This window comes from Chromobacterium sp. FG22 (assembly GCF_057809415.1).
On sequence record NZ_JBMDJX010000002.1, the window covers coordinates 63,111 to 75,395 of the forward strand.

A 12,285-nucleotide genomic window follows, 5' to 3' on the forward strand; every position below is an offset into this window, starting at 1 on the left:
AATCGGAGCCACCACCCGCGTCTATCCTAAGGATTTTCATGGCTTCCGATTTTTCCCGCCCGCGCCGCGCCGCGCTGCGCTTATGGCTAAGCGCCGGCCTGGCTCTGGCCTTGAGCGCCTGCGGCGCGCCTGAGCAAAGCGCCGACGCCTCCGTCGCCGCCGCCGGCCAGTGGCCGCGCACCTTGAGCACGCCCAAGGGTCCGTTGACGCTGGAGCGGCCGCCGCTGCGCATCGTGTCCACCAGCGTGACCCTGACCGGCACCTTGCTCGCCATCAACGCCCCGGTGGTGGCCAGCGGCGGCAGCGCCGCCAATTCCAAAGTCACCGACGGCCAGGGCTTCTTCACCCAATGGGGGGCCGTGGCCAAGCAACGGGGCGTGCAGCCGCTTTACCAGGGCGAGCCCAATGCCGAAGCCATCATCGCCGCCCAGCCGGACCTGATCGTGATGGCCGGCACCGGCGGCGACTCCGCGCTGAAGCTGTACGAGCAATTAAGCCAGATGGCGCCGACTCTGGTGGTCAATTACGACGACAAGAGCTGGCAGGAGCTGGCGACGCTGCTGGGACGCGCCAGCGGCCGCGAGGCCGACGCCCAGGCGGTGATCGCCCGTTTCGACGCCGAAGTCGCGCAGTTGAAAAGCAAGCTGAAGCTGCCGCCGCAGCCCACCGCCGCCATGGTGTACAGCGAGGACGGTTCCGGGGCCAATCTTTGGACGCCGGAATCGGCCCAAGGCAAGCTGCTGCAAGCGCTGGGCTTTACGCTCGCCACCGCGCCGGACAGCGTCAAGGGCAACACCAGCCAGGGCGTGCGCCGCGACATCGTGCAACTGTCCGGCGAGAAATTCGCCGAAGGGCTGCGCGGCAACAGCATCCTGCTGTTCAACGCCGACGCGCCCAGCGTGCCCAAGGTGCTGGCCAATCCCTTCCTGGCCGGCAACGCCGCGGTGCGCGGCAAGCAGGTCTACGCCGCCGGCTTCGACACCTTCCGCCTGGATTACTACAGCTCGCGCAATCTGCTGGCGCGGCTGGCGCGGCAATTCCAATAGCCGGCAACGGCCGGCTTCCTTCCCGACAGGCTCGCGCCCGACACGGCGCGGGCCTGTTTTCACATTGATCGCCGCCATCCGGCGCCGCCTTCTCCATGAGCGCCTTCCCATGACGGGGCCGTGTAATTTTTTTAAGTAAATAAACAATGTTATTCATTAAATAAATTACAATAATGGCAATCGATGGAAAAGTATCGATAGCAAAGCCTATTTAGCCCCCCATATGAAATCACGGCCAAATCAGGAGGCTGCCACCACAAGCGCCGCTTGTCAGGCGCAAAAAAAGCCCCGGGCGCGGACGCGCCTCGGGGCACTTCAATGCATTCCATGCCGCGATCAACTTGATGAGCGGCCATGCCGGCGCGCGGCGCCGCGCCGCGCGACAAAAAAGGCCGCCTTGAAAGGCGGCCTGTTCGGCATGCGGCGCTTATTGCCGCCAAGCGGGATGATTCACGACCAACCCAGGCTGGCCAGCTCCTCCGCGCTCAGATGCCGCCATTCGCCCTGCGGCAGCTCGCCCAGCGCCACGCTGCCCAGGCTGATGCGGTGCAGCTGTTCCACCCGGTTGCTGGCCGCCGCCACCATGCGTTTGACCTGGTGATACTTGCCCTGGGTGATGGTCAGCAGAATCACATGGCTGTCCAGCCGCTCTATGCTGTCGGCGGCGAACTCCGCGCCTTCGTCGTTCAGATAAACCCCGCTTTGCAGCTTGGCGATGAACTCCTCGCTGGCCGCGTGTTTCAGCGTCACCTGGTAGCACTTGGGCACCAGCTTCTTGGGCGAGCTGAGCGCGTGCACGAACTGGCCGTCGTTGGTCAGCAGGATCAGGCCGGTGGTGTCCACGTCCAGCCGGCCCACGGCGGTGATGCCCAGATTGCCGAACTGATAAGGCAGCAGCCGATAAATGCCGGGATTGTGCTGCGGCTTGTGCGAGGTTTCGTAATTGGGGGGCTTGTGGAACAGCAAGTAGAGCGGCCCGGTCACCACGTCCCAGGGCTTGTCGTCCACCACCAGTTGCCGGATATCGGCCAGTTCCACCTGCTGACGGTAGTTGTCGACGATCTCGCCATTGAGTTCGACCAGGCCGTAGTCGATCAGCTGCCGGCATTCCTTGCGGCCGCCAAAGCCTTGTTGTTGCAGTAGTCGGTAAAGTTCCATCAGCGGATGGTAGCACACCGCCCCCGACGCGCCAGGCCGCCAAGCCGGAGCGTCAGGACACCAGCGGACGCATGGGATCCGCCACGCACACCCGGTCGCGCCCTTCCTTCTTGGCGCGGTACAAGGCCGCGTCGGCGGCGGCCACCACGCTGCCGGCGTCGGTGCCGTGCAGCGGGCACAGCGCCAGCCCCACCGACAAGGTGACGCGGATATCGTGCCCGCCGGCCACGATGGGCAGAACGCGCACATCGTGGCACAGCTGGCGCGCCTTGGCGTAGGCGTCGTTCAGCGACGCGCCGGGCAGCAGGATGAAGAACTCTTCGCCGCCGTAGCGGCACACGATGTCGCCGCTGCGGAAGGCGTCGCTCAGATGCGCCGCCAGCGCCGTCAGCACCGCGTCGCCGCAAGGGTGGCCATACCGGTCGTTGATCTGCTTGAAATGATCGGCGTCGACCATCAACACCGCCACGTCCCTGTGCACCGCCAGCATATGGCTGAGGATGCGCGGCAGAATATCGTCCAGATGACGGCGGTTGAACAGGCCGGTCAGCGGATCGCGCAACGCTTGCTCGCGCAAGCCCTGCTGCAGCAGTTCTATTTCATTCAGATTCTGGCGCAGCGCCTGGTTGGCCTGCAACAAATCCTGCTCCAGCTGTTTGCGCTCGCTGATGTCGTTGACGCCGTTGATCACGAACCAGCCGTCGTCGGCCCTCACCACGGAACAGGAGATCAGCGCCCAGAACTCCCGGCCGTCGGCGGCGCGCAGCCGCACTTCGCGGTCGCGCACGCAACCGCCTACGCGCAGCAGCGCGGACACGCGCTCGCGCTCGGTTGGATCCACGTAGAAGTCCTGCACCCGCAGCGGCCGCCCGGGCGCCAGACGTTCGCGGAACAGCTCCTCGGCGCGGGCATTGGCGTAGATCAGCTCGCCGCCCTGCAAACGGTTCATCGCCAAGGGAAAGGGCGCGGCGTCGGCCATCAGGCGCAAGCGCGCCTCGCTGTCCGCCAGTTCGCGGGTGCGGGCGCGGACCTTGCCCTCCAATTGGCGGTTGACCCCGCGCAGCCTGGCCTCGGTGCGTCGCAGATCCACCGCCAGCGCGCCGAACACCAGCAAGGTGGTGGTCTGGATCAGCATCAGCATGCTGAGAGTCAGCAATGCCTGCTCGCCGTGCCCGAAAGCGCCGTGGCCGGACACGCCGCCGGCCAGAGCCAGCAGCAAAATCCCCAGCGACAGGCCATGGGCCAGCCGCAAGCGCTGGCGAAACGCAAACCACAGCAGAGGCAGGCTGAAGCAATAAGGCAGGGCGGCATAGCGTCCGGTGCTGTCGTCTATGCCCAGCATGGCCAGGCCGGCGACCAGCAAGGTCAGCCAGGCGGTCAAACCGTCCAGCGAGCCGAGGCCGCCGTGGCCTTCGCCTGTCACCGCGCGCCTCAACAGCAGCAGACAGGGCGTCAGGCTGAAAATGCCGGCCAGGTCCGCCAACCACCAGGCGATGAAGTGACGCCCCAGCGGCAATAAGAGTTGCGGCTGGCCATGCAGCAGGGCCGCCGTGCCGCCCATGGCGGCGATGGCCGCGGCCAGCGCCGCGCCGGCGATGAAGGCCTGGACATAGGACAGGCTGTGCAAGGGCAGGCGCCGGCCGCAGCGGTAGCGCACCAGCAAGGCGCCCAACAAGCTGCCCACCGTATTGGCGCCGGCGATCAACAAGGCGTCTGCCAGCGGCAACTGGCGCGACAAGAGGCTAAACAGCAAAGACCCCGCCGCCAGCCCCATGCCGTAGCGCTGGCCGCCGCGCAAGGCGACCGCCATCGCCAGGCCGGCCGGAAACCAGGCCGGCGTCAGCCAGGTTTCCGCATTCATGAAGCCGGCCATCAATAGCCGAGCCAAGCCCCAATAGGCCGCGGCCACGCTCAGCTGCCGCCATGCGGCCGCCCAAAAGCCCGCGGCGGCATCCCTCCATCGCTGCATGCTTGTCTCCACCCTCCCTCAGCGCACAGCCGCGACGGCCGGCGAATGGGGGAAACCATCCGTCCCCCGCGCGCCGGCTTGAACGCGACCGGTGTTCCGGGCCGTCCCCGGAACGGGGAGCAAGGCGGGAAACGCCGCTTTTTAGTCAATATAGATATATTGGATAAATTCCGCCGTCATTCCTTGGCTTTCTTGACTGCCACGCACGCAGGGGGCGGGCGGGCTATCTTGCTGATTCACATCGCGATTGAATAAATGATAGCTATCATCTAAAACGGAATCACCGCTTCGTCATTGCGTTGCGCCACCCTCTAGCCGAACAGGAAGGTCAACGATGCGCTATAGCTCAACTCACAAGACCGAAACCCGTCAACGGATCCTGACCATGGCCTCGCTGCGTTTTCGAGCCGAAGGCGTGGCCAATGTCGGCATCGCCAATCTGATGGCCGATCTGGGACTGACCCACGGCGGTTTCTACGCCCACTTCCACAGCAAGGACGATCTGGTGGCGCAATCCTGTCGCCAGGCGCTGCTGGACATGAACGAGATTTGGCAGGCCCAACTGGAGCAGGCGCCCAACGGCGCCGGGCTGAAACGGCTGGCCAAGGATTATCTGAGCGCGGCGCACCGCGACTTTCCGGACTCCGGCTGCGCCGCCGCCGCGCTGGCCGGGGAGCTGGCCCGCCACGACAAGGCCACGCGCCAGGCGTTTTCCGAGGGCTTGCAGGCGCTGCTGCACACGCTGCGCCAAGCGCAACAATGCGACACGGCGGCCGGCTCGCGGCCGGCGCTGGCGCCCGAAGCCTGCCTGGCCCTGATGGTGGGCGCCTTGCTGCTGTCCCGCGCCATCTCGGACGAGACGCTGTCCGACCGGCTGCTGAAAACCGCAGCGGCGGCGCTGGCCCTGCAAGCCCGGGCTTAGAACCCGTTCAAAACCTCGCGGACAAGCGCGAGACAAGACCTTGCGGCGGAAGAAACGGAAGGAGCGCGCGGCGCGTGAGCGTGCTGAGGCCTAGCCGCCGCGCGAGATCTCGCGCAGCGCAGCAGACAGGAAACGACCTTTTTAGACGATGTCGAGGTGGTCAATGCCTTCCAGCGGGTCCCTGGACTTGGAGCCTTCGCTGTAAAGCTTGATCTTCAGCCGCAGATCGTTGATGGAGTCGGCGTTGCGCAGAGCGTCCTCGTAGCTGATCAGATCCGCCTCGTACAGCTCGAACAAGGACTGGTCGAAGGTCTGCATGCCGGTCTCGCGCGAGCGGCCCATCACTTCCTTCAGACCGGCGATTTCGCCCTTGAAGATCATGTCGGACACCAGCGGGCTGTTGAGCAGGATTTCCACCGCCGCCACCCGGCCGCGGCCGCTTTTGATCGGCACCAGCCGCTGGGAAATGATGGAACGCATATTCAGCGACAAATCCATCAAGACCTGTTGATGACGCTCCTCGGGGAAGAAGTTGAGGATGCGGTCCAGCGCCTGGTTGGCGTTGTTGGCGTGCAGCGTGGCCAGGCACAGGTGGCCGGTTTCGGCGAACTGCAAGCCGTAGCCCATGGTTTCGCGGTCGCGGATCTCGCCCATCAGGATCACGTCCGGCGCCTGGCGCAGGGTGTTCTTCAAAGCGATGTCCCAATCATCGGTGTCCACGCCCACCTCGCGCTGGGTGATGATGGACTTTTTGTGCTGGTGCACGTATTCGATCGGATCCTCAATGGTGATGATGTGGTCGTGGTTGTGGCTGTTGCGCCAGTCCACCAGCGCGGCCAGCGAGGTGGATTTGCCCGAGCCGGTGCCGCCGACGAAGATCACCAGCCCGCGCTTGATCAGCGCGATGTCGCGCAAGACCAGCGGCAGGTTGAGCTGGTCGAAAGTGGGGATTTCGGTGTTGATCTTGCGCAACACCATGCCGGCGTGGCCCTGCTGCACATAGGCGCTGACGCGGAAGCGCCCCAGGCCCGGCGGATTGATCGCGAAGTTGGCCTCCTTCTTGGTTTCGAACTCCTCGGTCTGCCGGTCGTTCATCACCGCGCGCACCAATTCCTTGGTGTGCTGGGCGGACAGGGGCTGCGGCGCCACCGGTGTGATCTTGCCGTCTATCTTCATCGCCGGCGGAAAGTCGGCGGCGATGAAGACATCGGAGGCGTTCTTGCCGGTGGCGTGCTTCAGCAGATCCAGTATGAACTTGGAAGCCTGGTCTTTTTCCATGATGAGGTCCCGCGGGTCGCCGTTTCTAGTGTAGCGCAGCGCCCGCTCAGAATTGATCCTTGTTGGCGGCCTTTTGTCTGGCGTCCGCCGGCGACACCATATTGCGCCGCACCAGCTCCTGTAGACACTGGTCCAGCGTCTGCATGCCGTGCTGCTGACCGGTCTGGATCATGGAGTTGATCTGGGCGATCTTGTTTTCGCGGATCAGGTTGCGGATCGCCGGGGTGCCCAGCATGATTTCATGCGCGGCCACCCGCCCGCTGCCGTCCTTGGTCTTGAGCAGGGTCTGGGCGATCACCGCGCGCACCGATTCGGACAGCATCGAACGCACCATCTCCTTTTCCCCGGCCGGGAACACGTCGACGATACGGTCTATGGTCTTGGCGGCGGAGCTGGTGTGCAGGGTGCCGAACACCAGGTGGCCGGTTTCCGCCGCGGTCAGCGCCAGGCGTATGGTTTCCAGATCGCGCAATTCGCCCACCAGAATCACGTCCGGGTCTTCGCGCAGGGCGGACTTCAGCGCATTGGCGAAGCTGTGGGTCTGCAAGCCCAGCTCGCGCTGGTTGATCAGGCACTTCTTGCTGTCGTGGACGAACTCGATCGGATCCTCCACGGTCAGGATATGGGAGAAGTGGTTGTCGTTGATGAAATCAATCATCGCCGCCAGCGTGGTGGACTTGCCTGAGCCGGTGGGGCCGGTCACCAGCACCAGCCCGCGCGGAAAGGCGGCGATTTCCTGGAAGATCTTGGGCGCGCCCAGCTGCTCCAGCGACAGCACCTTGGACGGAATCACCCGGAACACCGCTCCCATGCCGCGGTTCTGCACGAAGGAGTTGACGCGGAAACGGGCGATGCCGGGCAGGTCGAAGGAAAAGTCGCACTCGAAGGTGTCTTCGAAGATTTTGCGCTGGTAATCGTTCATGATGTCGTACACCATGTCGTGCACGTCATGGTGGTCCATCGGCGGCAGGTTGATGCGGCGGATGTCGCCGTTCACCCGGATCATCGGCGGCAGCCCGGCGGACAGGTGCAGGTCGGACGCCTTGTTCTTGACCGTAAAGGCCAAGAGCTCCGAAATTTCCATAATATAATCTCCACGATGACTGCGCCGCCGCCATGGTTTCAGCCGCCAGGCGACCACTTGAAAAATAATGAAGAACCGCCCGCGTCGGCGACGCGCCCGAACGAGACCCCGGCATTTCCGGCTCTGGCGCTGATTGTAAGCTCAACTCAGCCATTTGGGATATCGCCGTCACCCCATATTATTAATGATGCGCGGCCATGATTCTTTGTAGAAACCCCAAACCCGGGCAACAAGCCTCACCGCCCGCAGCAAACCATTTCTCGACGCCATGACAGACTCCATCTCCCAACCCTTGCAGCAAGTCCGCCAACGCCTGGCGGACGCGGAACACGCCGCCGGCCGTCCGGCGGGATCGGTGCGCTTGCTGGCCGTCAGCAAAACCTTCCCCGCCGCGGACATCGAGCAAGCCTATCTTGCCGGCCAGCGCGCCTTTGGTGAAAACTACGTGCAGGAATTGCAACAGAAGGCCGAGGCGCTGGCCGGCCTGGAGATCGAATGGCACTTCATCGGCCCGATGCAATCCAATAAAACCCGAGCGGTGGCGGAATTGGCGCACTGGGCCCACTCGGTGGAGCGGCTGAAAATCGCGGAACGGCTGTCGGCGCAACGTCCGGCGGCGCTGCCGCCGCTGAACGTGTGCATTCAGGTGAACGTGTCCGGCGAGGCCAGCAAGAGCGGCTGCGCGCCGGAGCAGGCGCTGGAATTGGCGCGCGCGGTGGCGGCCTTGCCGCGTCTGACCCTGCGCGGCCTGATGTGCATCCCGGAACCCACGGAGGACACGGCGCGGCTGGCGTCTCAGTTCGCCCAGCTGCGCAGGCTGCGCGAACGCCTGATCGCCGAAGGGCTGGCGCTGGACACGCTGTCCATGGGCATGTCCTCCGACATGGCCGTCGCCGTCGCCGAAGGCGCCACCCTGGTGCGGGTGGGCACGGCCATTTTCGGCGCGCGCCATTATCATTGAATGACATCGGCTTGAAACGATAGCGGTTTCAGGCCGGTTTATAAGGAAAAAGCATGCGGATTACCTTCATAGGCGGCGGCAATATGGCCAACGCCATCATCGCCGGCCTGATCAAGCAGGCGGCGCATCGCATCCACGTGGTAGACCCGGACGCCGGCAAAGTGGAACGGCTGCGCCAGGAATACGACGTCAGCGGCGGCGCGGCGCTGCCGGACGCCTTCGGCATCGGCGACATCGTGGTGCTGGCGGTCAAGCCGCAGCATCTGCGCGACTTGTGCCTGGAGCTTGAGCCCAGGCTCAACGGCGCGCTGGTGATCTCCATCGCCGCCGGCATCCGCCTGGACGCGCTATGCCGCTGGCTGGGCAGCAAGCGCGTGGTGCGGGTGATGCCCAACACCCCGGCGATGATAGGCAAGGGCGTGTCCGGCCTGTTCGCCTCGGTGGGCGTCAGCGAAGACGACCGCCAGGACGCCAACACCGTGATGCAGGCGGCCGGCATCACCGTCTGGCTGCAAAACGAACAACGCATCGACGACGTCACCGCCGTGTCCGGCAGCGGCCCGGCCTATGTGTTCTATTTCATCGAAAGCATGATAGAAGCCGCCCAGCAAACCGGCTTTTCCGAAGCGGAAGCGCGCCGGCTGGTGCTGGCCACCTTCGAAGGCGCGGTGGAACTGGCCAAGCAAAGCCCGCTGTCCGTGGCCGCCTTGCGCACCAATGTGATGTCCAAGGGCGGCACCACCGAACGCGCCATCGCCCGCTTTGAGGCGGAAGGCGTCAAGCAGGCCATCATCGCCGGCACGCTGGACTGCCGCGACCGCTCCATCGAAATGGGCCAACAACTCAGCCAGGACTAAGCCACATCATGTTCTTCGACACTTTGCGCTTTCTGATCCACACCCTTTGCGGCCTGTTCGTGCTGGTGCTGCTGCTGCGCTTCTATCTGCAAGTGGCGCGCGCGCCGTTCAAACACCCGCTGTGCCAGTTCGTGATGGCCGCCACCAATTTCGCGGTGCTGCCGCTGCGCAAGCTGGTGCCGGCGATGCGCGGCTACGACAGCGCCACCATGTTGCTGGCCTGGCTGGTGGCGCTGCTGTCCAATGTGCTGGTCACCTTGCTCAGCTCGGTGCAGGAAGTCTTCACCTTTCCGCAGGTCTGGGTGGCGCTGTCGCTGCTGTCGCTGCTGGAAGTGTTCAAGCAATCGCTGACCCTGTTGATGGGCAGCGTCATCGTTCAGGCCGTGCTCAGCTGGGTCAGCCCCTACAACCCGCTGATGCCGGTGCTGGACGCGTTGACCCGGCCCTTCCTGCGCCCGTTCCGCAAGGCCAATATCGGCGGCGTGGATCTGTCGCCGCTGGTGCTGCTCCTGATCATCCAGGTGATCCTGATGCTGCCGGTGCGCATGCTGGAAGCAAGCTTCTTGACCCAACTCAAGGTAGTACTGTAGCAATTCAGGTTATTTGTCATATTTTTTCGCGGCCGCGCTTTGCGGCCGCTCGTTTGGCAACCGATTTGCATCACCACACCAGGAGACTTCCAATGAAAAAAGCCTTGCTCGCCGCCGCCCTGTTGAGCGCCGCCGCCGCTCCCGCCTTCGCCAATATGCAGCTGGCGCAAAAATACAGCTGTACCGCCTGTCACGCGGTGGACAAGAAGATCGTCGGCCCGGCCTATAAGGACGTGGCCAAGAAATACGCCAGCCAGAAAGGCGCGGAAGCCATGCTGATGGCCAAGATCAAGAACGGCGGCTCCGGCGTGTGGGGCCCGGTGCCGATGACCCCGCATCCGAACATCCCGGACGCGGACCTGCGCGCGCTGGCCAAGTGGGTGCTGTCGCTGAAATAAGCCATCCCGACGCTAGAAACCCGGCACGCCGCACGGCGCGCCGGCTCCCGGAAAAAGGCGGCGCATTGCCGCCTTTGAACTGTCCGGGACATTTTATGTCTTAGCCTGTTGCGCCAATACCCTTTTAACGATGCCTCAGGCTTGTTACCGGAGTGAAACAACGCTATACCGATTGTCAGCAGCAGGGAGTTAATATCACCTAAGCGCCTAAGACAGTTGCAGAAATAGCGGGGCGCCGGTAATCTTCTCCGCCTGTTGCCAACTCTATGCTGGAAGCACCTATTATGGCCAAACTAACCGAACAGGATATCCTCAACTGGACCGGCGACGATTACATGAACGCCGACCATCTTGAGTTTTTCAAAGACCGGTTGTTGCAGATGCAGCAGGAGTTGCTCTCTAACGCAAATGCGACCGCCAATCACCTGCAAGAGCAGGAAGCCACGCCGGATCCCGCTGACCGCGCCACGCTGGAAGAGGAATACGCGCTGGAACTGCGCACCCGCGACCGCGAGCGCAAGCTGCTGCAAAAGATCCAGGCCTCGCTGCGCCAGATCGAAGACGGTTCTTACGGCTTCTGCGAAGACACCGGCGAACCGATCGGCCTGCGCCGCCTGATGGCCCGCCCCACCGCCACACTGTCGGTGGAAGCCCAGGAACGCCGCGAACGCATGAAGCGTCAGTACGCCGACTGACCGTTCCGGCTCTCGCCCGCAAAACGCCCTGGCCGCATCCGGGGCGTTTTTCATGTCCGCCTGTCCCTCGTCCAAGAAAAACAAGCAGATAAATCGGGAGCCGATAGCTTATCCCTAACGATCATCTAGTATGAATTTAGGGCATTAAAGCAGGCCGGCCGCTTGTCTAGCGTCGTGGAATCCGGTTATCTTGCTGCTATGCAAAAACTGAAATAGCAAGGAAGCCGCCTTTATGCAACGCCAGACCGACGACGTCAGAATCCGCGAAATCAAGGAATTGCTGCCGCCCATCGCCCACCTGTACGAACTGCCGATCACCGAGGCCGCCTCCGAGGTGATTTACGCCGCCCGCCGCGACATCTCCGCGCTCTTGCGCGGTGAGGACGACCGCCTGCTGGTGGTGATCGGCCCCTGCTCCATCCACGACACCGAAGCCGCCATCGAGTACGCCAAGAAGCTGGCGCCGCTGCGCGACAAGCTGTCGCAGGAGCTGGTGGTAGTGATGCGCGTCTACTTTGAAAAACCGCGCACCACCGTCGGCTGGAAAGGCCTGATCAACGATCCGCTGCTGAACGAATCCTTCGACATCAACAGCGGCCTGCGCATCGCGCGCCGCCTGCTGCTGACCCTGAACGACATGGGCATGCCGGCCGCCACTGAATTCCTGGACATGATCACGCCGCAGTACTTCGCCGACCTGATCAGCTGGGGCGCCATCGGCGCGCGCACCACCGAAAGCCAGGTGCACCGCGAACTGGCCTCCGGCCTGTCCTGCCCGGTGGGTTTCAAGAACGGCACCGACGGCAATCTGAAGATCGCCGTGGACGCCATCCGCTCCTCCAGCGTGCCCCATCATTTCCTGTCCGTGACCAAGACCGGCCACTCCGCCATCGTCTCCACCGGCGGCAACCCGGATTGCCACGTGATCCTGCGCGGCGGCAAGGAACCCAATTACTCGGCCGAGCACGTGAGCGCCGCGGCGGCGGAACTGGTCTCCGTGGGCCTGCCGCAAAAGCTGATGGTGGATTTCAGCCACGCCAACAGCCGCAAGGACTACCGTCGTCAGATGGAAGTGGCCGACGACATCGCCGGCCAGCTGGCCGCCGGCAACGCCAATATCTTCGGCGTGATGGTGGAAAGCCACTTGGTGGAAGGCCGCCAGGACCTGAAGCCGGGCTGCGAGTTGACCTACGGCCAGAGCGTCACCGACGCCTGCATCGGCTGGGACGACACGGAAAAACTGCTGACCACGCTGGCCGACGCGGTGAAGGCGCGCCGCGCGCGTCAAGACTGAGCCGGCGCCAAGCCGACTGCCTCGCGGCGGAGC

Annotated in this window: 12 protein-coding genes; 8 read left to right on the forward strand and 4 right to left on the reverse strand. The window is 63.8% G+C overall.

The window, feature by feature from the left end; translation table 11 throughout:
• The first annotated feature begins 38 nt into the window (after window positions 1–38).
• The gene (gene fepB / locus ACODSD_RS02360) at window positions 39–1,046 is read left to right on the forward strand and encodes a Fe2+-enterobactin ABC transporter substrate-binding protein (protein ID WP_488876709.1); all 1,008 of its coding nucleotides are present in this window, start codon (window positions 39–41) and stop codon (window positions 1,044–1,046) included.
• A gap of 450 nt (window positions 1,047–1,496) precedes the next feature.
• Here fepB and ACODSD_RS02365 read toward each other — a convergent pair whose 3' ends face one another.
• Window positions 1,497–2,204 (reverse strand): pseudouridine synthase, encoded by a 708-nt coding sequence (locus ACODSD_RS02365; protein ID WP_107802064.1) that lies wholly within the window; start codon window positions 2,202–2,204, stop codon window positions 1,497–1,499.
• 52 nt (window positions 2,205–2,256) lie between these two features.
• Window positions 2,257–4,173: a sensor domain-containing diguanylate cyclase gene (locus ACODSD_RS02370; RefSeq protein WP_488876710.1), complete on the reverse strand. Its 1,917-nt coding sequence runs from the start codon at window positions 4,171–4,173 to the stop codon at window positions 2,257–2,259.
• Window positions 4,174–4,507: 334 nt separating this feature from the next.
• Here ACODSD_RS02370 and ACODSD_RS02375 point away from each other — a divergent pair, with 334 nt between their 5' ends.
• Window positions 4,508–5,095: a TetR/AcrR family transcriptional regulator gene (locus tag ACODSD_RS02375; protein ID WP_107801222.1), complete on the forward strand. Its 588-nt coding sequence runs from the start codon at window positions 4,508–4,510 to the stop codon at window positions 5,093–5,095.
• Between the two features lie 141 nt (window positions 5,096–5,236).
• Here the strand turns inward: ACODSD_RS02375 and ACODSD_RS02380 are convergent, their stop codons facing one another.
• On the reverse strand, window positions 5,237–6,373 hold the full coding sequence (locus tag ACODSD_RS02380) for a PilT/PilU family type 4a pilus ATPase (protein WP_048412756.1): 1,137 nt from the start codon (window positions 6,371–6,373) through the stop codon (window positions 5,237–5,239).
• A 46-nt stretch (window positions 6,374–6,419) separates the two neighbouring features.
• Window positions 6,420–7,457 carry a type IV pilus twitching motility protein PilT gene (locus ACODSD_RS02385; protein WP_043589321.1) on the reverse strand — a complete coding sequence of 346 codons (1,038 nt, stop codon included), beginning with the start codon at window positions 7,455–7,457 and terminating at the stop codon, window positions 6,420–6,422.
• Between the two features lie 268 nt (window positions 7,458–7,725).
• On the opposite strand from ACODSD_RS02385, the gene ACODSD_RS02390 reads away from it, so the two are divergent.
• The 6 genes from ACODSD_RS02390 (at window position 7,726) to aroG (ending at window position 12,252) form a co-directional block, all read left to right on the forward strand.
• A complete protein-coding gene (locus tag ACODSD_RS02390; RefSeq protein ID WP_227105727.1) occupies window positions 7,726–8,418 on the forward strand; it encodes a YggS family pyridoxal phosphate-dependent enzyme in 693 nt (230 codons plus the stop codon).
• A 53-nt stretch (window positions 8,419–8,471) separates the two neighbouring features.
• Window positions 8,472–9,275: a pyrroline-5-carboxylate reductase gene (gene proC / locus ACODSD_RS02395; protein ID WP_107801224.1), complete on the forward strand. Its 804-nt coding sequence runs from the start codon at window positions 8,472–8,474 to the stop codon at window positions 9,273–9,275.
• Window positions 9,276–9,283: 8 nt separating this feature from the next.
• Entirely contained in the window at window positions 9,284–9,865 is a 582-nt protein-coding gene (locus ACODSD_RS02400; RefSeq protein ID WP_488876711.1) for a YggT family protein, read from the forward strand.
• A gap of 92 nt (window positions 9,866–9,957) precedes the next feature.
• A complete protein-coding gene (locus tag ACODSD_RS02405; protein WP_107801226.1) occupies window positions 9,958–10,263 on the forward strand; it encodes a c-type cytochrome in 306 nt (101 codons plus the stop codon).
• Window positions 10,264–10,547: 284 nt separating this feature from the next.
• Window positions 10,548–10,958: an RNA polymerase-binding protein DksA gene (dksA, locus tag ACODSD_RS02410; protein WP_019102526.1), complete on the forward strand. Its 411-nt coding sequence runs from the start codon at window positions 10,548–10,550 to the stop codon at window positions 10,956–10,958.
• A gap of 232 nt (window positions 10,959–11,190) precedes the next feature.
• Window positions 11,191–12,252, forward strand: a complete 1,062-nt coding sequence (gene aroG, locus ACODSD_RS02415; RefSeq protein WP_235085726.1) for a 3-deoxy-7-phosphoheptulonate synthase AroG — start codon at window positions 11,191–11,193, stop codon at window positions 12,250–12,252.
• Window positions 12,253–12,285 lie beyond the last annotated feature (33 nt).

Coding starts and splice junctions, on each gene's coding strand:
- fepB (WP_488876709.1), top strand. CDS start 39: ATGGCTTCCGATTTTTCCCGCCCGCGCCGCGCCGCGCTGCGCTTATGG.
- ACODSD_RS02365 (WP_107802064.1), bottom strand. CDS start 2,204: ATGGAACTTTACCGACTACTGCAACAACAAGGCTTTGGCGGCCGCAAG.
- ACODSD_RS02370 (WP_488876710.1), bottom strand. CDS start 4,173: ATGCAGCGATGGAGGGATGCCGCCGCGGGCTTTTGGGCGGCCGCATGG.
- ACODSD_RS02375 (WP_107801222.1), top strand. CDS start 4,508: ATGCGCTATAGCTCAACTCACAAGACCGAAACCCGTCAACGGATCCTG.
- ACODSD_RS02380 (WP_048412756.1), bottom strand. CDS start 6,373: ATGGAAAAAGACCAGGCTTCCAAGTTCATACTGGATCTGCTGAAGCAC.
- ACODSD_RS02385 (WP_043589321.1), bottom strand. CDS start 7,457: ATGGAAATTTCGGAGCTCTTGGCCTTTACGGTCAAGAACAAGGCGTCC.
- ACODSD_RS02390 (WP_227105727.1), top strand. CDS start 7,726: ATGACAGACTCCATCTCCCAACCCTTGCAGCAAGTCCGCCAACGCCTG.
- proC (WP_107801224.1), top strand. CDS start 8,472: ATGCGGATTACCTTCATAGGCGGCGGCAATATGGCCAACGCCATCATC.
- ACODSD_RS02400 (WP_488876711.1), top strand. CDS start 9,284: ATGTTCTTCGACACTTTGCGCTTTCTGATCCACACCCTTTGCGGCCTG.
- ACODSD_RS02405 (WP_107801226.1), top strand. CDS start 9,958: ATGAAAAAAGCCTTGCTCGCCGCCGCCCTGTTGAGCGCCGCCGCCGCT.
- dksA (WP_019102526.1), top strand. CDS start 10,548: ATGGCCAAACTAACCGAACAGGATATCCTCAACTGGACCGGCGACGAT.
- aroG (WP_235085726.1), top strand. CDS start 11,191: ATGCAACGCCAGACCGACGACGTCAGAATCCGCGAAATCAAGGAATTG.